General features: G+C 71.1%; 17 protein-coding genes and 1 pseudogene. 11 read left to right on the top strand and 7 right to left on the bottom strand.

What is annotated here, in order from left to right; all coding sequences use genetic code 11:
* Positions 1–73: 73 nt before the first annotated feature.
* The 6 genes from A4R43_RS28295 (at position 74) to A4R43_RS28270 (ending at position 7,271) form a co-directional block, all read left to right on the top strand.
* Positions 74–1,240 carry an acyl-CoA dehydrogenase family protein gene (locus A4R43_RS28295; RefSeq protein WP_113695078.1) on the top strand — a complete coding sequence of 389 codons (1,167 nt, stop codon included), beginning with the start codon at positions 74–76 and terminating at the stop codon, positions 1,238–1,240.
* Entirely contained in the window at positions 1,237–3,267 is a 2,031-nt protein-coding gene (locus A4R43_RS28290; protein ID WP_113695077.1) for an acetate--CoA ligase family protein, read from the top strand. Before A4R43_RS28295 ends, A4R43_RS28290 begins: the two co-directional genes overlap by 4 nt.
* Positions 3,264–4,838, top strand: coding sequence for a thiamine pyrophosphate-binding protein (locus A4R43_RS28285; protein ID WP_113695076.1), 1,575 nt, complete (start codon positions 3,264–3,266; stop codon positions 4,836–4,838). The genes A4R43_RS28290 and A4R43_RS28285 overlap by 4 nt, the downstream gene beginning before the upstream one ends.
* Before the next feature lie 18 nt (positions 4,839–4,856).
* On the top strand, positions 4,857–5,951 hold the full coding sequence (locus tag A4R43_RS28280) for a winged helix DNA-binding domain-containing protein (protein ID WP_113695075.1): 1,095 nt from the start codon (positions 4,857–4,859) through the stop codon (positions 5,949–5,951).
* 9 nt (positions 5,952–5,960) lie between these two features.
* Positions 5,961–6,560, top strand: coding sequence for a TetR/AcrR family transcriptional regulator (locus A4R43_RS28275; protein ID WP_113695074.1), 600 nt, complete (start codon positions 5,961–5,963; stop codon positions 6,558–6,560).
* Positions 6,561–6,641: 81 nt separating this feature from the next.
* Positions 6,642–7,271, top strand: a complete 630-nt coding sequence (locus A4R43_RS28270) for an NAD(P)-dependent oxidoreductase (protein WP_113695073.1) — start codon at positions 6,642–6,644, stop codon at positions 7,269–7,271.
* Here A4R43_RS28270 and A4R43_RS28265 read toward each other — a convergent pair.
* The 3 genes from A4R43_RS28265 to A4R43_RS28255 form a co-directional block, all read right to left on the bottom strand.
* A complete protein-coding gene (locus A4R43_RS28265) occupies positions 7,261–7,626 on the bottom strand; it encodes a hypothetical protein (protein ID WP_236808332.1) in 366 nt (121 codons plus the stop codon). The two genes, A4R43_RS28270 and A4R43_RS28265, sit on opposite strands and share 11 nt — an antisense overlap.
* Positions 7,627–8,191: 565 nt before the next feature.
* Positions 8,192–9,658: a nitrilase-related carbon-nitrogen hydrolase gene (locus tag A4R43_RS44205; RefSeq protein ID WP_236808331.1), complete on the bottom strand. Its 1,467-nt coding sequence runs from the start codon at positions 9,656–9,658 to the stop codon at positions 8,192–8,194.
* Positions 9,655–9,768, bottom strand: a complete 114-nt coding sequence (locus A4R43_RS28255; RefSeq protein WP_335645112.1) for an amino acid permease C-terminal domain-containing protein — start codon at positions 9,766–9,768, stop codon at positions 9,655–9,657. The genes A4R43_RS44205 and A4R43_RS28255 overlap by 4 nt, the downstream gene beginning before the upstream one ends.
* A gap of 19 nt (positions 9,769–9,787) precedes the next feature.
* Between A4R43_RS28255 and A4R43_RS28250 the strand changes: the two are divergent.
* Positions 9,788–9,958 (top strand): annotated as a pseudogene (locus A4R43_RS28250) (wax ester/triacylglycerol synthase domain-containing protein); the annotation flags it as partial.
* A gap of 33 nt (positions 9,959–9,991) precedes the next feature.
* Here the strand turns inward: A4R43_RS28250 and A4R43_RS28245 are convergent.
* Positions 9,992–11,095, bottom strand: coding sequence for an IS630 family transposase (locus tag A4R43_RS28245; protein ID WP_236808324.1), 1,104 nt, complete (start codon positions 11,093–11,095; stop codon positions 9,992–9,994).
* 246 nt (positions 11,096–11,341) lie between these two features.
* Between A4R43_RS28245 and A4R43_RS28240 the strand changes: the two genes are divergently transcribed.
* From A4R43_RS28240 to A4R43_RS28230, 3 genes are all read left to right on the top strand, one after another.
* A complete protein-coding gene (locus tag A4R43_RS28240) occupies positions 11,342–12,565 on the top strand; it encodes a sensor histidine kinase (RefSeq protein WP_113695070.1) in 1,224 nt (407 codons plus the stop codon).
* Positions 12,553–13,188, top strand: a complete 636-nt coding sequence (locus A4R43_RS28235) for a response regulator (RefSeq protein WP_113695069.1) — start codon at positions 12,553–12,555, stop codon at positions 13,186–13,188. Before A4R43_RS28240 ends, A4R43_RS28235 begins: the two co-directional genes overlap by 13 nt.
* Positions 13,189–13,311: 123 nt before the next feature.
* Positions 13,312–14,313 (top strand): beta-ketoacyl-ACP synthase III, encoded by a 1,002-nt coding sequence (locus A4R43_RS28230; RefSeq protein ID WP_236808329.1) that lies wholly within the window; start codon positions 13,312–13,314, stop codon positions 14,311–14,313.
* A 114-nt stretch (positions 14,314–14,427) separates the two neighbouring features.
* On the opposite strand, the gene A4R43_RS28225 is transcribed toward A4R43_RS28230, so the two are convergent.
* Positions 14,428–15,927: an adenylate/guanylate cyclase domain-containing protein gene (locus tag A4R43_RS28225; protein WP_113695068.1), complete on the bottom strand. Its 1,500-nt coding sequence runs from the start codon at positions 15,925–15,927 to the stop codon at positions 14,428–14,430.
* Positions 15,928–16,025: 98 nt separating this feature from the next.
* On the opposite strand from A4R43_RS28225, the gene A4R43_RS28220 reads away from it, so the two are divergent.
* The gene (locus tag A4R43_RS28220) at positions 16,026–16,523 is read left to right on the top strand and encodes an FBP domain-containing protein (protein WP_113695067.1); all 498 of its coding nucleotides are present in this window, start codon (positions 16,026–16,028) and stop codon (positions 16,521–16,523) included.
* A gap of 1 nt (position 16,524) precedes the next feature.
* On the opposite strand, the gene A4R43_RS28215 is transcribed toward A4R43_RS28220, so the two are convergent.
* Both A4R43_RS28215 and ku read right to left on the bottom strand, forming a co-directional pair.
* Positions 16,525–16,950, bottom strand: a complete 426-nt coding sequence (locus tag A4R43_RS28215) for an HIT family protein (RefSeq protein WP_236808327.1) — start codon at positions 16,948–16,950, stop codon at positions 16,525–16,527.
* On the bottom strand, positions 16,947–17,897 hold the full coding sequence (gene ku / locus A4R43_RS28210) for a non-homologous end joining protein Ku (protein WP_113695066.1): 951 nt from the start codon (positions 17,895–17,897) through the stop codon (positions 16,947–16,949). Before ku ends, A4R43_RS28215 begins: the two co-directional genes overlap by 4 nt.
* Positions 17,898–17,904 lie beyond the last annotated feature (7 nt).

Genomic DNA, 17,904 nt, shown 5'->3' with positions numbered 1-17,904 from the left:
GCGGGCGACCCTCGGAATAACTGATCCGTCAGTCAACTATCCTCTCGCCGCCGTCGCCGACAGGAGAACGCCCATGCCCCACGCCCTTCGCGACGCACTGGAGCTGACCGCGGAGCAACGCCAGTTCCGCGCGCTGGCGGCGGAGTTCGCGGCCAGGGAGATCCGCCCGATCGCCAGGGCGGTGGACGACGCGCAGACCGAGTCACCGCTGGAGTTGTGGCGCCGCGCGGCGGCGGTCGGGCTGACCGGGTTCATGCTGCCGGAGTCGGTCGGCGGTGGCGGGGTGACCGACCTGCTCACCCAGTCGCTGGTGCAGGAAGCCTTGTGCCACGGGGACATCGGCATCGGCAACCTGATCACCTCGAACGGCTTCTTCGCCGCGCCGATCCTCGAACTCGGCACGCCGGAGCAGCACGACCGCTGGCTCGCGCCGCTCACCGGCGACGACCCGCCGCTGACCGCGCTCGCCGTCACCGAGCCCGACGCCGGGTCGGACGCGGCCTCGCTGCGCACGCGCGCCGTCCGCGACGGCGACAGTTATGTCCTCAATGGACAGAAGGCGTGGACCTCCAACGCGCCCTACGCCCGGTGGTTCGTGTTGTTCGCCACGGTCGACCCGGAGCGCGGCGCCCGCGGGGTGACCGCGTTCGTGGTCGACCGCGACACGCCGGGGCTGACCGTCGGCAAGCCCGTGCGCAAGCTCGGCCAGCGTGCCATCGTCAACGCGGAGGTGTTCCTCGACGACGTCCGCGTGCCCGTGGCGAACCGGCTCGGCGAGGAAGGCCAGGGCTTCTACGGCCTGATGCGCACCTTCGACGCGTCACGCGTGCTGATCGGCGCGTCCACCACCGGGCTCGCGCGTGCCGCACTGGACCTCGCGCTCGACTACGCCCGCCGCCGGATCCAGTTCGGGGTGCCGATCATCGAGCACCAGGCGGTAGCCTTCCGGCTCGCCGACATGGCGGTCAAGGTGGACACCTCGCACCTGCTCACGCAGCGCGCGGCCCGGCTGTTCGACGCCGGGGAGGCGGTCACCGCCGAAGCCGCCGCGGCCAAGCTGGTTGGTTCGGAGAACGCGATGTGGTGCACTTGGGCGGCGGTCCAGACGCTCGGCGGCTGGGGCTACTCACAGGAATTCCTGGTGGAGAAGTGGATGCGGGACGCCAAGCTGGAAGAGATCGAGGAAGGGACCTCGGACATCCAGCGGCTGGTCATCGCCAGAAGGCTGGCCAGGGCATGAGCACCGAACCCGGCCCGTTCACCGATCCGGCGTCGGTCGCCGTGGTCGGCGCGAGCGCGGATCCGGCCAAGTGGGGGCACTGGCTGGCCAGGGGCGCGCTCGCCGGTGAGGACCGCCGCCGCGTCTACCTGGTCAACTCCCGCGGTGGCGCGGTGGCCGGCCGCGTGCCCTACGCCAGCCTCGACGACCTGCCCGAACCACCCGAGCTGGTGGTGTTCAGCGTGCCCGCGTCCGCCGTGCCCGAGGTGGTCGACAAGGCGCTGGAACTGGGCGCCCGCGGGCTGGTCGGGATCAGCGCCGGGATCGAAGACGACTACGAACTCGCGCGCCGGGTGCGCGCGGGCGGGGCGCGGCTGCTCGGCCCGGCCTGCCTCGGCCTGTTCGACGCCGAAACGCAGCTGGAGCTGGCGTGGGGCCAGTTCGAACCGGGCGCGCTCGGCATCGTGTCGCAGAGCGGCCAGGTCGGGCTGGAGCTGGCCGGGCTGGCCGCCTCGGCGGGCATTGGCGTTTCGCGGTTCGTGTCGGTGGGGCGCCAAGCGGACCTGACGCTGGAGGAGATGGTCGGCGAGCTGGTCGAGCACGAGTCCACGCGGGTGGTGGCGATCTACGCGGAGAGCTTCGGCGACGGCCGCGAGCTGGTCCGCACGATCACCCGGCTGACCGAGGCGGGCAAGCCGGTGGTGGTGCTGACCGTCGGCGAGAGCGATGCCGGGCGGACGGCCGCGCGCTCGCACACCGGCGCGCTGACCTCCTCGCTCGACGTGGTCGACGCGGCCTGCCGCGCGTCCGGCTCGGTCCGCGTGCGGACGCCGGCGGAAGTGATCGACCTGGCGCGGTACCTGCTGCTCACCACGCGGCCGAAGGGCAAGCGCGTGGCGATCGTCGGGGACAGCGGCGGGCAGGGCGCGGTCGCCGCCGACGTGACCGCGCGTGCCGGGCTGCGGGTGACGCCGCTGCCCGCGGTGCTCGCCGCCCGGATCGAAGCGGGCCTGCCGGACGCGGCGAACTCGGTCAACCCGATCGACCTGGCCGGTGGCGGGGAGCAGGACCTGCGCAGCTACGCCCGCGTCGTGCGCGAGCTGACCGGCAGCGGCGAGGTGGACGCGGTGCTGCTCACCGGCTACTTCGGCAGCTACGGCGAGGACACGCCGACGCTGCGCGAAACCGAGCTCGGTGTGGTCGCCGAACTCGGTTTCGCGGTGCACCGCACCGGGATTCCGGTGGTGGTGCACAGCATGTCGGCCGATTCCGACGCGGTGCGCGCGCTGCGGGACTGCGGTGTGCCGACCTATCACACCGTCGAGGCGGCGGCGGGTGCGCTCGGCACGGCCGCGCAGTTCGCGCCGCCCTGCCCGCTGCCGCTCGTGTGGGGCAGTGCGGCACCGGTCGGCGAGGGCTATCTCGCCGCGCGTGACCTGGTGGCTTCGGCGGGCGTGCGGTTCCCCGCGGGTGCGGCGGTGACCGATCGCGAAAGCCTGCTCGCCGCCGCGGAACGGTTGCGGCCACCGTACGCGGTCAAGGCGGATTTCCTCGCGCACAAGAGCGAAGCCGGCGGCGTGGTGCTCGGGCTGACGGACGCGATGTCGGCGGTGTGGACGCTGGAGGACATGCTGCACGAACTGGGCCCCGGCCGGTACGTGCTGGAGGAGATGGACACCCGCGAGCACACCGTGGAGATCATCATCGGCGCGCGGCGCGACCCCGCGTTCGGCCCGCTGGTCATGGTCGGCGCCGGCGGCACCGACGCCGAGCTGCAGCGCGACACCACGATCGAACTCGGCCCGGTCGACACCGAGCGGGCGATGACCATGCTGCGTAGGCTCCGGTGCTATCCGCTGCTGGACGGCTGGCGCGGGCGCGAGCCGCTGGACGTGAAGGCACTGGCCGAAACGGTCGCGGCGGTGTCCTCGGTGCTGGCCGGCTGCGCGGCGGTGGCCGAGATCGAACTGAACCCGGTGCGGGTCGGCGCCGACGGCGTGATCGCCGTCGACGCGCTGCTCACCAGGGCCGGAGAGGAACGCACGTGAAGCTCAGCGGTGGGGCCGCACTGGTGGAGTCGCTGGCCGCGCACGGGGTCGAGGTGGTGTTCGGCATTCCCGGCACGCACAACCTCGGCATCTACGCCGAACTCGGCCGGTGCGGCATCCGCCACGTGCTGACCAGGCACGAGCAGGGCGCCGGTTTCGCCGCCGACGGGTACGCGCGCGTCACCGGCAGGCCCGGCGTGTGCCTGACCACGAGCGGTCCGGCGATTCTCAACGCGGCCACCGCGGCCGCGCAGGCGTACTCCGATTCGGTGCCGATGCTGTTGATCTCGCCGGGCCCGCCGGTGCGGCATCCCGGGCGCGGCAACGGAATCCTGCACGAGGTGCGCGACCAGACTGGCGCGATGGCCGCGGTCACCGCGGGCAGCCACCGGGTGACCAGCGTGGCCGAGATCCCGGCCGCCGTCGCGCAGGCGTTCGCGCAGCTGCGGTCCGGGCGGCCGCGTCCAGTCCACTTGGAACTCCCGCTCGACCTGATCGACGAGGCGGACGACGTGGACCCGGTGCCGCCGATCCCGGTGGCGCGCCCGGTGCCCGCGCCCGACGCGCTGGCCAGGGCACTCGAGCTGCTGAACACGGCGGACCGGCCGGGCGTGCTGGTCGGCGGTGGGGCGCGGGGTGCTGCGGAACCGCTCGCCGAACTCGCCGCGCGGCTGGGCGCGCCGGTGCTGTCCACGGCCAACGGCAAGGGGATCCTGCCCGAGGACCACGCCTGCGCGCTGGGCGCCGGGCTGCACCACTTGTCCGCTGCGGACTTCACCGCCGACTGCGACGTGGTGCTCGCCGTCGGCACCGAGCTGGCACCCGCCGACCTGTGGAACGGCCCACTGCGGTTCACCGGCCGCCTGATCCGCATCGACATCGACCCGGCCGCCGTGGTGACCAACGCCAATCCGGACGTGCCGCTGGTCGGCGACGCCGCGGCCACGCTGCGCGCCCTGCTCGACGGCCTCACCCGGGTGTCCATTTCGGACTCTTTCGGCCGGGTGGCGCGCTGGCGGCAGCAGCTCTTCGCCGAGGCCACCCGGCAGGGCGGGCCGTGGCTGCCGATCCTCGCCGCGCTCGACGAAACGCTGGGCCGCGACGGCATTCTCGCCGCCGACAGCGCGATGGTCTGCTACTACGGCGCGTTGTCGAACCTGCCGCGCTACACCCCCGGCTCGTTCCTGTACCCGACCGGGCTCGGCACCCTCGGCTACGGCCTGCCCGCCGCCATCGGCGCCCGGCTCGGCCGCCCGTCGTCGCGGGTCGCCGCCCTGCACGGCGACGGCGGCATCATGTTCACCGTGGCGGAACTGGCCGCGGCCGCCGCGCTCGACCTCCCGCTGCCGGTGCTCGTGGTGGACAACGGCGGTTACGGCGAGATCCGCGACGAGATGGCCGAACGCGGCGACCTCCCGCTCGCCGTCGACCTGCCCAGCCCCGATTTCGCCGAACTGGGGCGGTCGATGGGCTGCCACGGCGTCACGCTGCCCGACTACGACGGGCTGGTGGAGGTGCTCGGCGACGCCTTCGACGCGGATCGCCCGACCGTGATCCACCTGCGTGGCTAGAAGACCTAGGCTCGGCGCATGCCTGGGGACGTACTGACCACGCGCGCGCTGAACCGCGCCACGCTGAGCCGTCAGCTGCTGTTGGCGCGGGCGCGCATGTCCGCCTTTGACGCGGTGGCGCACCTCGCCGGTTTGCAGGCGCAGGCCCCGTTTCCGCCGTACTACGCGCTGTGGACGCGGCTGGTGGACTTCCAGCCGGACGAACTGGCGCGGCTGCTGCTGGACCGCGAGGTGGTCCGGATCGTCACCATGCGCGGCACCGTGCACCTGCTCACCGCGCGCGACGCCCTCGACTGGCGTCCGCTGACCCAGCCGTTGCTGGACAACTACCTGCGCACCGATCCGCAGTGGCGCGGGCTGGACCACGCCGGGGTGGCGGCGGACGTGCGCAAGCTGCTCGCCGAACGCCCGATGACCGGCAAGGAGCTGGGGCTCGCGCTGGTCGAACGCTGGCCCGGGTACACGCCGTCCGCGCTGGGGCAGGCCGCCAGGAATCTGCTGCCGCTGGTCCAGATCCCGCCGCGCGGGGTGTGGGGCAAGTCGGGGCAGCCTACCTACGTCACGCTGGACGAATGGGTGGGCGAGCCGGTCGCGGTGAGCCCGTCGCCGGAGGATTTTGTGCTGCGCTACCTGCGGGCGTTCGGACCGGCGAGCGTGCTGGACGTGCAGGCGTGGTGCGGGCTGACCAGGCTCGGCGAGGTGGTCGAGCGGCTGCGGCCGCGGCTGCGCTCGTTCCGCAACGAGGCCGGGCGCGAACTGTTCGACCTGCCCGACGCGCCCCGCCCGGACCCGGATACTCCGGCCCCGGCACGCTTCCTCGGCGGCTTCGACCAGAACCTGCTTTCGTTCGCCGACCGCACGCGCGTGCTCAGCGACGAGTACCGCAAGCGGATCTTCACCAAGAACGGGCTGATCCCGCAGGTGGTGCTGACCGACGGTTTCGTGCGCGGCCGCTGGGACCTCACGCGCGCCGCGGGCGTCGCCACGTTGACCGTGGAACCGTTCGAGAAGCTTTCCAAAAAGGACACCGCCGCGCTGGAAAAGGCTGGTGCGGAGCTGCTTTCGTTCGCCGAACCGGCCGCGAAGAGCCACGATTTCCGGGTCGATTGGTAGCGTCTGAACATGCCCCGTCCCAGCGTGGAAGCCGAGCGCCGCGCGCAGATCCTGCGGGCGGCGTGCGCGGTGATCGCGGACAAGGGCTTCGCCCGGTTGCGGGTGTCCGATGTGGCCGCCGCGGCCGGGGTCAGCGGCGGCACGGTGCACTACTACTTCGACACCAAGCAGGATCTGGTGCACGCCGCGTTCGAGGACAACTACACGCGCTCGCTGCAGCGGCGCCGCTGGCTGCTGGACACCACCGACGACCCGGTGAAGAAGCTCCGCCTGGTGGTGGATTCCTACCTGCCCGACGGCGAGGAGACCACCGAGGCGTGGAAGGTCTGGGCGGAGCTGTGGTCGCAGGGCATGCACCAGCCGGCGCTGCGTGACCTGCACGACCGCATGTACGGCGACTGGCGTCGCATCGTGGCGGGCGTCATCCGCGACGGCCAGCGCGGCGGGCAGCTGCGGCCGGGCAACGCGGTGCACCTGGCGAACATGCTGATCTCGATGATCGACGGCCTGGCTTATCAGGTGCTGCTCGGTTCGAAGGCGATGCCGGTGAGCCGCATGCGGGCCACCTGCCTGGCGTTCCTGGATGATTTGAAGGTTTCCTCGGGGTAACTCGCTTTCGTTGCGGTAACGGATTTTTCCTGAATACGTTCGGTGCGGTCCGGTGGTCGGCAGTGAACGAAGGGATTTCCGATGAGCGCGATCGTGGTTTTCGGGGCGGGCGGCCGGGCGGGCCGCGCCGTGGTGGCCGAGGCAGCCGGGCGGGGTCACCGGGTCACGGCGGTGGTGCGTGACCCGGCCAAGTACCCGGACCTGGCCGCCGACGTGGTGACCGGGGACGTCGGCAACGCGGACAGCGTCGCCAAGGTGGCCGCCGGTCACGACGCCGCCGTCCACGCGGCGGCGTCATTGGACCGGCCCGCTGACCTGGTTTTCGCCGAGGCCGCCCTGGCCCTGCTCGACGGCCTGCCCCGGGCGGGCGTGCACCGCCTGGTGGCCATCGGCGTGGGGGCGAACCTGGAGGTCGAGCCCGGGGTAAGGCTGATGGACAAGCCGGACTTCCCGGCCGAGTACCTGCCGTTCGCCCTCGGCCACACCGCCGGCCTGCACGTCCTGCGAGCCGCCCCGCCGGACCTGGACTGGGTCATGCTCTCGCCTCCCATGATGCTCGATGAAGGCCCGCGGACCGGCCACTACCGCACCGGCGGCGACCAGCCCCTCGGCGAGCCGAACCACCTTTCCTACGCGGACCTGGCCACCGCCATCGTCGACGAGATCGAAACGCCTGCACACCACCGCACACGCATCGCCATCAGCGACTGACCCCGCTGCGTTCCCTGGGCACTGGCCCACCGCCGGGCTGGGCAGCCCAAGCCCAGCCGCGGCGGGCCGTACGCCCACCGCGCCAGCCCACTTCGGCGATGAAGCCACGTACGTAGGCCAGCCAGGCCAGGCACAGTTCGCACGCCGCGGTGGCACCGGCCCGCAGACCACCCGCGCCCAGGCCGAACTCGGTTCGCCAGTCGCCGTCGGTCGGCCTGGCCAGGCCGTGTGCGAGTCGTGTTGCCGTGTGCGGGTAGCGCGCCGCCACGTCGTCGGCGCCCGGTGCCCCGTCGAGCGCGGCGCCTTCATCTTGCGGGCAGTGGGGAGCGCGTTGCCGCATTGGAATAGGCGGCATGAGTGCTCGTCCGGTCGGCGAGGCCCGGGCCTCCGAACGGGTGTCGGTTGGGCATGGTGCTTGCGGCGTGAGCCCCGCGGCACCGGCGATCTGGTTGACGGTGGCGGCCTGGAGCCCGCCCTCGGCGAACACCCGCCGGCCGGCACCCAGGATCAGAGCGCTGCTCGTCCACCGGCAGCCCGCACAGTCGGGTTGGGGCAGTGATCGAGGACGCGTGTGCCGTGGTTGTGGGCTGGTGGGGCGGCGATTGTGGGCGCGGGTGCGGTGGTTGGGCTTGGGGGTGTTTGAGGGCGTGAGTGCCTCAGTTGGGCCGGGTGGTGTGGCGCGGTCGGTTGGGGGCGTGAGTGTTGTTGTTGGGCCGGGCACGTAGTGGTCGGGGGCGGGGGTGCCGTGGCTGGTTGGGGTGCGGGTGCCGTAGTTGACTCGGGGAGGTGGTGATCGAGGGGTGCGAGTACCGCAGTTGGGCCAGGTGGGGTGGTGGTTGAGGTTGCGGGTGTCGTGGGTGGGTAGCGCGGGCGGTGGTTGAGGGCGCGTGTGTGCGGCAGTCGGGGCGGCTGGTGGGCGCCTAGGGGAGCGTCGTGGCTGGTGACTGTTGGTGTGCGGGCGGTGGCGAGGGTTGGTGGCGGTTGCGGCGGCGAGGGCGGTGGCGGTGGCGCGGGCGGCGTCGGTGGGGGCGGTGAGGGGGTGGTGTCGGGCGTAGAACGTCGCGATGCTCGGCGGCAGGCCCCCATCGGGTCCCGGCCGGGGTCATAGTGCGGCCCTTCTTCCCCTTGCGCCGCCGACGTCCTGGGCGTGTCGGTGTCGGGTGTGAGGTCGCTCCCTCGGCGCGCATAGCGAGGCTGCCGCCCTTGAACACTTTCCCGCTGACCTCCTTGAGTGGCGCGCAGATTCGGATCCGGCTGCCTTCGGGGTCGTATTCGTGGCGTTGCTGCCCGACGAGTTCTCTCCAGCGGGCGCCGGTGTAGGCGTCCAGCAAGCACATGGTGAACCCGCCGAGTCCGAGCCCTCGTCGTCGAACTTGGGGAGCGGGAGGCCGAATTCGGCCGCGAACTCCGGGCGGGCGGGCTGTCCCACGAGGTTCAGCCACTCGAGCGAAGCACCCATCGGCTGCATCCCGCCGGCGACGGCTTCGTCCTCGGTCATGTCCGGCGCGGACAACGGCGTTTCCCAAGCATCGGACAGGATTTCGGCGATCCGCTTCATCGGCAGGTAGTCGCCCGCCAGCTCCAGCTCGACCTGGTGGAAGCGCCCCGGCTCGGTGATCGCCGCGGCGGCCGCGGCGCCGTTGGTACAGGCGCACCGCGGCTCGCAGGACCTGCACGGGGCTGGCGACGAGACGTTCCTCTTCGTACTCGCCTGACCCGACCCGCACACCTCGGCACGGGTTGCCCGGAATGATCTTCGTCCGGTCGGCTGCGACGCCCATGATGGTGGAGAACAGCGCGAAGTAGGGCGGTGAAGGGTTGGGGTCGGTGGAGAGGTGACGGGCGTGGGTGGTCCGGCGCAGGCTGCTCGACCGCTCCGAGGTCCGTCGTGCTTCCGCCGCCGTCCCGCCCGGCCGGTGAACACTGTGGGTTGCGCCGCTTGGGCTGAGGGCGTCGAATTCGACTACCACTTTCGGCGTTCCGTGCTGCCGCAGCCGGGTCTGCACCACCGCGCGGTCGCCGGGGGAGAAGTGCGCCTTGTCCAGCTCGCCGAACAGGTGCGTCTTCCGGTAGTTGGCCAGCGCCCGCCCGGTCGCGTCGATCAGCTGGACGCAGTTGTGGACGGTGCCGAGTGCGCGTTCCGGGTAGCCGTAGGCGATCGCCAGCCCGTGTGCACGGCAGATCTCGGCGACCCGGCGCGCGGTGGGGCCGTCGGCCTGCTCGGCCAGGTCCTCGGCGGCCTCACCGATGTTGTACCCGGTGGCCGCCATTTCCGGGCAGACCAGCAGGTCGGCGCCCGACGCGCGGGCGGCCGCGCCGGCCAGCCGGGGCAGGAAGTCCGCGCTGTCAGCGGGGCCCTGGAACACTGCGACCTTCATGACCTTCATGACCGTGCCAGCTTCGAGCGCCGCATGCCGTACGCGAAGTAGAGCACCAGGCCGAACAGCATCCAGCCGGCGAAGGTCAGCCAGGTGACGACGTCCAGGCTGAACAGCATGTACGCGCAGCAGAGCACGCCCAGCCGCATGCGCGAGCTGCTGGAACTGACCGGCCGCTGGCACAGCACGCTGCTCGACCGGCGCCGTCCACTGTGGGAAGTCCGCCTGGTGGAGGGCTTCCGGGACGACCGGTTCGCGATGTACGGCAAGGTGCACCACGCGTTGATGGACGGGGCTTCCGCACTCCGCTAGTGCTCTGTCCAGATAGGTTCGCCGGGTTGGTCAGGCGGCTGGGGTGAGGTGTTGCCCGCCCCAGCGGATGCCCTTCTCGCTGCGGACTCGTGCGCGTTCACGGCGTTGCGCGGCAAGGATGTCGGGGTGCCGGGCGTTGGTGTTGCGCCAGCGTAGATAGTCGTGCAGCCGACGTGCCAGCACTGGGTGGTTGGGATGGTCGGAGCCAGCGATGACGAAGGTGCGCAGCGGCCCGAAGTGGGCCTCGATCGGGTTGGCCCAGGACGAATAGGTCGGGGTGAAGCACAACTCGACCTTGTTACGGGCCGCCCAGCTGCGGATCGGCCGGCCGCGGTGGGCGGAGAGGTTGTCCAGGATGATGTAGATCGGTGCCCCGTCCGGGCGTGCGGAGCGGACGGATTTGAGGGCGGCCAGGGTGTTCGCGGCGGATTTCTTCGTGCGGACCGCACCCCAGAGGGTGTCGTCGCCGACGGAGTAGCAGCCGTGGAACTGCCGGACTCCGTGCAGTTTGTGATAGTTCGCGGGCAGCCGGTCCGGATGTGCTTGTCGAGCCCAGCCGGCACCCGGGTGTGGCCGGATGGTCAGTGGCCCGAATTCGTCGAAGGCGAACACCCGGTCTGGAAACGAGTTCGTGACGTGCTCGATCCGGGCCAGCTTGGTGTCACGGTCCGGGTCGTTGGACTCCTTCCAGGTTTTCGTGCGCTGGAAGCTGATCTCGTGTTTGTGCAGGAACTGCCGCAGCCGTTCCCGTCCGACCTGCACCACCCGCCGCGGGTTGCGGGCCAGGTAGGCGGCGAGTTTGCGCAGGCTCCAGCGGGTGAAGGGCTGCTCGAGTGCTTCGGGTCGCGTGGTGGCCGTCGCGACGATGAAGGCTTCGTCTTCAGGGCTGATCAGGCGGGGACGGCCACCCGCCCACCGAGGGTCCAGACTGGCCATGCCCGTCTCGTTGAACCGATGGATCACATTGCGGATCGCGTCCTCGTCGCCTTGGACCAGCCGGGCGATCGCCGGGACAGTGTTACCGCCGGCCGAGGCGAGCACCACCATCGCCCGGCGCAGCCGCACCGCGGAGCCTGTTCCTCTTCGCACGATCTGCTGCAGCCGCTGCCCTTCATGATCGGTCAGCCTGCGCACCCGGACTGGATCTGCCATCCATCCAGCCTGACGGCAAGCCGATCACCCACCCCGAACGCTGACCGGCGTGTCACCAAACCGGCCAACGTTCATGGACAGAGCACTAGATGCAGGCGACGCTCAGCGAGAGAGGCGGTGGTGTGTGCGGGTTCGGTGAGGGGCTGGCAGCGGTGGGATGGGGTGGCTGGGCGGATGGTGTAGCTGGTGCTACCGCGCGGGCGGCGGGACGGGTGAAGAATCGGCGGTATGGACAACGCATGGCGCCGGGTGGTTGCGGCCTTTCGGTACAACCTTGGCACCTTGGCCACGGGGATCGCCGCCGCGGTGGGGGTGCCGGTGTTGCTCTTCACCGCCGCGGTCAGCATGTTGGGCATCGGGTTGCTGGCCCTGCCGCACGAGCTGCGGTGGCTGGGCCAGATCGCCGACTTCGAGCGGTGGCGTGCGGGGGCCCGGCTGGGGCGGGAGATCCCTGGCCACGAGGGGGCCGCCGGTAACCTGCGCGCCCAGTTGGCCGATCCCGCCACGCTCCGCGACTTGCGCTGGGTGCCGGCGAACATGTTCGCCGGGTTGGTGCTCGGCACGCTCGGCATCGGCTTGGCGGTGTTGCCGGTGCTCGCCGTGCCCGCGATCTCGCTGTGGTGGCTCTTCCCCGAAGACGATCCGATGCGAGTGATCGCGAACATCCCGGTGACCAGCTGGGGCAGCGCGGCCGGGCTCGGGCTTGTGCAGCTGGTGCTGTGCCTCGGCCTCGCCTTCTTCGTCACGCCGCGGATCGCCGACCTGAGCGCTCGCATCTCGGCGTTGCTGCTGGCGCCGTCGACCAGGGAACAGCTGACCGAGCGGGTCGAAACGCTGGAGGAGACCCGCGCCGGAGCCGTCGACGCGCATGGTGCCGAACTGCGGCGGATCGAGCGCGACCTGCATGACGGCACGCAGGCCCGGCTGGTGTCCATCGCGATGCGGCTCGGCCTCGCCGAGCAGCAGCTCGAGCGGGATCCGCAGGCCGTCGCCGCGTTGCTCGCCGAGGCGCGGGAAGGGGCCGAGGAGGCGATGACCGAGCTGCGTGGCGTGCTGCGCTCGATGTACCCGCCGATCCTGGCCGACCGCGGGCTGGAAGGCGCGCTGGCCGCGGTCGCGGCGAACTGCCCGCTGCCGGTGGAGCTGGACGTGCCCTCGCTCGGCAAGGTGCCCGCCCCGGTGGAAGCTGCCGCGTACTTCGTGGTGAACGAGGCGCTGACCAACGTGGTCAAGCACAGCGGCGCGACCGGCGCGCAGGTCACCGTGACGCGCATCGGCGATACCTTGAGCGTGGTCGTGCTGGACAACGGGCGCGGCGGCATCAACGAGGAAAGGGGCACCGGCGTGGCCGGGATGAGGCGCCGGATCGCCGCGCTGGACGGCCAGTTCGTGGTGGACAGCCCGGTCGGCGGCCCGACGGTGGTGGCGATGGACTGCCCGTGCGTGTCCTGATCGCCGAGGACAACGTCCTGCTCGCCGAAGGCCTGAAACTGCTGCTGGGCACCGCCGGGCACGAGGTGGTCGACGCGGTCACCGACGCCCCGGCCTTCGTCGAGGCGGCGGCACGGCACCGGCCCGATGTGTCCATTGTGGACGTGCGGCTGCCGCCGTCCTTCACCGACGAGGGCGTTCGTGCGGCGCTGCGGGCCCGGCGCGAGACGCCCGGGCTGCCGGTGCTCGTGCTCTCGCAGTACGTCGAGCAGACCTACGCCGGTGAGCTGCTGTCCAGCGGCGAGGGTGGCGTCGGTTACCTGCTGAAGGACCGCGTCGCGCGGGTGGCGGAGTTCCTGGACGCGCTCGAGCGGGTGGCCGCCGGGGGTACCGCGATGGACCCCGAGGTGGTCGCGCAGTTGCTGACCAAGCGCCACGATCCGCTGGCGGCGCTGACCGCGCGGGAACGCGAGGTGCTGGAGCTGATGGCGCAGGGCTTCGCCAACGGGGAAATAGCGCGGCGGCTGGTGGTCACCGACCGGGCGGTGCACAAGCACGTCGGCAACATTTTCGCGAAACTCGATCTTCCGCCGGACGAGGCCGGGCACCGGCGGGTTCTCGCGGTACTGGCATTTCTCGGGTGAGTTCCGTGCTAAGGCAGCGAATACGAAAACTATTCGAGATGAGACCTGGGACACAACCCGCCGGTATACCGAGAGGTAGGTCTTAAAAGAGAGGGGCGGCCAGGTTTTCCCTTCCTCTGGCCGGTGGAGGAATCTGTAGTGGCCGCCGTGCTGTGTGGACTCGGCGCGTGGCTGCCGCCGCGCGTGCTCGCCAACGAGGAGATCGCCGCCAGGCTCGACACCTCCGACGAGTGGATCCGCAGCCGTACCGGGATCGCCGAACGGCGGGTGGCCGACCCTGGAACGTCCACTGTGGACATGGCGGTGGCCGCCGGGCGGCAGGCGCTGGACTCGGCCGGGCTGACCGAGGTCGACGCGGTGGTGCTGGCCACCGCCACACCCGACCAGGTGTGCCCGGCGAGCGCGCCGCAGGTGGCCGCGCGGCTCGGCCTCGGTGAGGTCAACGCGGTCGACGTGAACGCGGTGTGCAGCGGGTTCCTCTACGCGTTGGCGACCGCGAGCGGGTTCATCGCGGGCGGGATCGCGCGGCGGGTGCTGGTGATCGGGGCGGACACCTTCACCACGCTGGTCGATCCGGACGACCGCGGCACCGTGCCGATCTTCGGGGACGGCGCGGGTGCCGTGGTGCTGCGGGCCGGCGACGCCGACGAACTCGGCGCGCTCGGCCCGTTCGCCCTGCACAGCGACGGTGGGCTGGCCGAACTGCTGATGGTGCCCGCGGGCGGCGCGAAGCAGCGGCGTTCGGACAACCCGCACGACTACTTTCTCGACATGCACGGCCAGGCCGTGTTCCGGCAGGCGGGCACGCGCATGGCGGAGGCCTCGCGCAGCGTGCTGGAGCAGGCCGGGTGGACCGTCGGCGACGTGGACCGGTTCATCGGGCACCAGGCCAACATCCGCATCCTGCAGACCACCGCGAAGTACCTCGGCCTGCCGCAGGACGCGCTGGTGGTGAACATCGAGCGGACCGGCAACACCAGCGCCGCCTCCATCCCGCTGGCGATGGCCGACGCGCAGCGCGACGGCACGCTGCTCGCCGGGCAGCGGGTGCTGCTGAGCGCCTTCGGCGCGGGCCTCACCTGGGGCGCCACGCTGCTGCGCTGGCCCGCTCTGGCGAATGTGTGAGGCCGTGGTGACGGCCGGGATTTCTCGAAGCACGCTTTGACTTTGCCTCGGTGAGGGCGGGGTTCGCTGCCGGTCGGGCCGCAGCCTGTGGACAACTAGCCGCCTGTGGACAACTCAGGCCGTCGGGGTGTAGGTCACCGTAGGCTGTTTACGTCCGCGGAGTTGCAGGCGCCGGTGACGGCGCCAGCGGGTGCGTTCGGTGGTGGTGGCGGCCTCGACCACGGTCTGGCTGGCCAGGATCCGCCCGCGCACCTTCTTCGCGTTGTCGGTGAGGCGTGCGGCCTCGTTCACCGCATCGCCGATCACCGTGTACTCGAACCGGCTGCTCGATCCGAGCTGACCGGCGAACACGCGGCCACTGGCCACCCCGATGCCCAGGTCCAGCTCACCGGCGTCACGCACGGAGTCGCGGATGGCCCGCGCCGCCTGCAACGCCGCCGTCGCCGGATCGGCCAGGCGCGTCGGCGCACCGAAAACACACAGGGCCGCGTCGCCCTGGAACTTGTTGACCAGCCCGCCGTGGGTGCCCACGGCGTCGACCACGGAGGCGAAGAACCGATTCAGCTTGCGCACCACCTCGACCGGCGGCGACTGGTACGCCATCGCGGTCGAGTCCACCACGTCCACGAACAACGCGGTCACCTCGCGCACGTCACCCGACAGCGAGGCGCCGTATTCGAGCGCGTGCCGCGCCACGTCCGCGCCCACGTGCCTGCCGAACAGGTCACGCAGCCGGGCCTGTTCACGCAGGCCGTCGACCATGTCGTTGACCGAAGCCTGGAGCTTGCCGATCTCGCTCGAGTCGTCGACCGGGACCCGCACGTCCGTGCGCCCGCGGGCGACCCGGTCCAGCGCCAGTTTGAGCTGGTGCAGCGGTGCGGCGACCGAGCGGGCGAGCAACGCGGTCGTGACGGCCCCGAGCACCAGGCCGAGCACGGAAAGCAGGACCAGGCTCGGGCCGGGATCGCGGCTGCCGAGGTTCGGCGGCAGGACCACCAGCAGCACGCCCAGCATCGGCATGCCGCTGGCCAGCGCCCAGGTCACCACCAGCCGGGTGAGCACGGTCACCGAAAGCGTGCCGTCGGGCGGGCGGGCCTTGAGCGCGACCGTCATCACCGGCCGGGCCAGCCGCTCGGCGAGCAGGTAGGTGAGGCCCGCCGTGGTCAGCCCGCCGAGCAGGATGACCAATCCCACACCCAGCGCGTCCCAGACCGAGCCCAGCACCCAGGCGAGCGTGCCGAGCACCACCGAACCAGCCAGCCACAAAGTGCCGCTGACCAGCGCGAGATCGATCGGGATCCGGAGCGCGCGGCGGACCTCGTCCTCGGACGGCTCGCGGTCGAAGAGGAACCAGACCGCGGTCCGCCGCTGCAGCAGCGCCGTCCACAGTGAACCGGCGAGCAGCGAGAACAGGATGTACGCGGCGGCGCAGATGAGCATGGTCCAGCCGTGCTCGCCGACGTCGTGCGGAATGCCCTGGAGCAGGAGAAGGAGGAAAACCACGCCGGAACCGCACACACTGGAGCCGACGCCGAGCGCGGCGAAGCCGAGGCTGGTGCGCAACAGCAGGGGGAACCGCGGAGGGAGACTCTGGCGGAGGCGGCCGGTGCGCACGGGATGATCCTACGGAGCGCACGCGGCGAAAATGCGTGGCCGCGCTTCGCGACGGAAATTACCCTGGCCGGTCGTTGTAGCCGGAAAGGGGAAACGCGGTGGAACCGCTCACAGAGGCCGAGATCAGGGCTTCGTTCGTCAACTGCTCGAAGGGCGAGGCGAAGGGACTGACGCTACCGGCCCGGACGGAGGAGCTCCGCTGGTCGGAGCTGGATTTCCTGGCGTGGCGGGATCCGCGGGCAACGCAGCGCGCGTATTTGGTGGCGCGGCACGAAGGGGAGGTGGTCGGCCTGTCGCTGCGGGCGACCGAGCCGCCGAAGAGCCGGTTGCGCAGCGGGATGTGCGGGCTGTGCATGACCACGCACGGGCTGGTCGACGTGGCGTTGTTCTCCGCGCGCCGGGCTGGCAAGTCCGGAAAGGACGGCAACACGCTCGGGCTGTACCTGTGCGCGAACCTGCGCTGCTCGGACTACCTGCGCGGCAAGCTCAAGCCGGACACCCCGCAGGCGAACGAGACCGTCACGCTGGACGAACGCGTCGCGCGGCTGGAAGAGAAGCTGCACCGGTTCCTGGCGCAGGTGCTGGAAACGCGCTGAGTCAACCGAAATGGGTGCGCAACCGTGCGCACAACGCGTCGAGTTCGGTTGCCGTGACTCGCGGTGCGCCCGGCCACGGGTCCATCCAGCCGATGTGCTCGGGCGTGCCCGCGTGGCGGGCGAATACGTGCTGGTGGAAGTGCGCCACTTGACGACCCGCGATCGCGGAGAAGACGTGCTGCGGGGCGAGTTCGGCGCGCAGGGCGCGTGCCGCCAGCCAGGCGGCTCGCGCCACCGCGCCGACCTCAGCCGGTTCGAGCGCGTCGAGGGCTGCCACGTGCCGTCTGGTCTCGACGAACAGGTAACCGGGGAACGCGAGGTCGCCGAGCGGCCGGTGTGACACCACAAGGAGGTCGTCCTCCCAGAGGACCGGGCCCACGAGCGGACCGGTGCCGCGGTGCTTGGCGCAGATCGCGCAGTCGGTCACGAAGCTTTCTTCTGCTTCCGCGAGCCGGAAGAAGCCTTCTTGACCGCCTTCTCCAACTCGGCGCGGGTCATCTTCGAGCGGCCCTTGATGTCCAGGTCGCGGGCCATTTTGTCGAGGTCGGCCTTGCTGAGCGAGGACAGGTCCGCGGCCGTGTCCGACGCGGCGTCGGGCTTCCGGCCCTTCACGCTCTTCTGCAGCGCCTCGAACAGGTCGACCACCTGCGTCGCCTGGGCGGGTTCCTCCTCCGGGGTGACCGTGCGCCCGGCCTTCTTGTCCCGTACCAGTTTTTCCACGCGCGCGGTGTAGGTGTCGTGGTATTCCTCGGGTTTCCACGGCTCGGACATGGAATCGACCAGCGCCACCGCCATGTCCAGCTCCTTGCCCCGCGGCTTCTGCTTCGATGGCAGCTTCCGCAGCTCCTTCGCCGGATCACGCAGGTCCTCCGGGAAGTGCAGCGTGTTCAGCACCAGCACGCCGTCGCCGGCACGCACCGCGGCCAGGTATTCCTTGCCGCGCATGACGAACTTCGAGATCGCCGCCTTGTTCGTCTTCTCCATCGCGGCCAGCAGCAGCGTGTACGCCCGCTCGAACTCCTCCTTCGACGGCGTCAGCCAGTAGGTCTTCTGGAAGTACGCGGGATCGATCTCGTCGAGGTCCACGAACGCCTCGATGTCCAGCGCGCGCGACCGCCCCGGCGCGATCTCGTCCAGTTCCTCCGGCTCGATCAGCACGTAGTCGCCGTCGGGCAGCTCGTAACCCTTGACGATGTCGCTGTAGTCGACCTCCTTGCCGGTCCGCTCGTTCACCCGGCGGTACCGGATCCGGTCCGAGGTGCCGCGCTCGAACTGCCGGAAGTGGACGGTGTGGTCCTCGGTCGCGCTGTACAGCTCGACCGGCACCGTGACCAGGCCGAAGTTCACCGCACCGGACCAGATCGGTCGCGCCATCGCCAGC

This window comes from Amycolatopsis albispora (assembly GCF_003312875.1).
GTDB classification, from domain to species: domain Bacteria; phylum Actinomycetota; class Actinomycetes; order Mycobacteriales; family Pseudonocardiaceae; genus Amycolatopsis; species Amycolatopsis albispora.
This window is presented reverse-complemented; position numbering and strand designations above follow the sequence as displayed.

Coding starts and splice junctions, on each gene's coding strand:
- A4R43_RS28295 (WP_113695078.1), top strand. CDS start 74: ATGCCCCACGCCCTTCGCGACGCACTGGAGCTGACCGCGGAGCAACGC.
- A4R43_RS28290 (WP_113695077.1), top strand. CDS start 1,237: ATGAGCACCGAACCCGGCCCGTTCACCGATCCGGCGTCGGTCGCCGTG.
- A4R43_RS28280 (WP_113695075.1), top strand. CDS start 4,857: ATGCCTGGGGACGTACTGACCACGCGCGCGCTGAACCGCGCCACGCTG.
- A4R43_RS28275 (WP_113695074.1), top strand. CDS start 5,961: ATGCCCCGTCCCAGCGTGGAAGCCGAGCGCCGCGCGCAGATCCTGCGG.
- A4R43_RS28270 (WP_113695073.1), top strand. CDS start 6,642: ATGAGCGCGATCGTGGTTTTCGGGGCGGGCGGCCGGGCGGGCCGCGCC.
- A4R43_RS28265 (WP_236808332.1), bottom strand. CDS start 7,626: ATGCCGCCTATTCCAATGCGGCAACGCGCTCCCCACTGCCCGCAAGAT.
- A4R43_RS44205 (WP_236808331.1), bottom strand. CDS start 9,658: ATGAAGGTCATGAAGGTCGCAGTGTTCCAGGGCCCCGCTGACAGCGCG.
- A4R43_RS28255 (WP_335645112.1), bottom strand. CDS start 9,768: ATGCTGTTCAGCCTGGACGTCGTCACCTGGCTGACCTTCGCCGGCTGG.
- A4R43_RS28240 (WP_113695070.1), top strand. CDS start 11,342: ATGGACAACGCATGGCGCCGGGTGGTTGCGGCCTTTCGGTACAACCTT.
- ku (WP_113695066.1), bottom strand. CDS start 17,897: ATGGCGCGACCGATCTGGTCCGGTGCGGTGAACTTCGGCCTGGTCACG.